Annotated in this window: 1 protein-coding gene; it reads right to left on the bottom strand. The window is 75.5% G+C overall.

The annotated features are described in order from the left end of the window. Nucleotides 1-359: hypothetical protein (locus FV223_RS29400; RefSeq protein WP_147730087.1), on the bottom strand; the 359-nt coding region annotated here is incomplete at its 3' end. Nucleotides 360-616 lie beyond the last annotated feature (257 nt).

Raw genomic sequence — 616 nt, 5'->3', positions numbered from 1 at the left:
ACCGGCTGGCCGGCCGAGCCGAAGCCGCGCTTCGCGCCGGCGCGGTTGACGACGCCGAACCGCAGCACCGCCTGCTCCAGGTAGTCGATCGCCGCCACCAGGTGATCGCGGGCCGCCTCGATCGCCTCGGCCCCGTCCTCCGGCCGGGTGTCGGCGAGCTTCACCGCGGCGATCAGCACGCGGTCGCGCTCGTCCTCGATCCGCCGGTCGCGCTCGACCGAGCCGCGGATCTCGGCATCGAAGGCATCGACCACCGACCACGGGAGGGCGTCCGCGCCGGCAGGGCCGACGAACTTCTCGGCGTGGCGCCGGGCGGCGGCGGTGGCCCGTCGCAGGCTGGAGGCGAGCTCGGCGTCCATGGGGTTGTTCCGATCCTTGTACGCTGCACCGACGGTTTCAGCGCGCGCGCGTTCCCTCCCTACACCCCGACGCGCCGTCATGCAGGCGCCGACCCAAGGCGGAGCCTGACGACGGGATGGCCCTGGGCGGGCGCAACGCGCCCGGCCGGAGCGTCAGGGCAGGGGCGCCTCGCGCGTCATCCAGGCCTCGATCCGGGTGACGTCGGCCTGCGACAGGCCGTGGCCGCCCGGGAGGACCGCGTGCTCGACGCGGGCGC

The organism is Methylobacterium sp. WL116 (assembly GCF_008039455.1).
Classification (GTDB): Bacteria; Pseudomonadota; Alphaproteobacteria; order Rhizobiales; family Beijerinckiaceae; genus Methylobacterium.
Note: the sequence above shows the minus strand (reverse complement) of the source record. Positions and strands in the feature narration are given on the sequence as shown.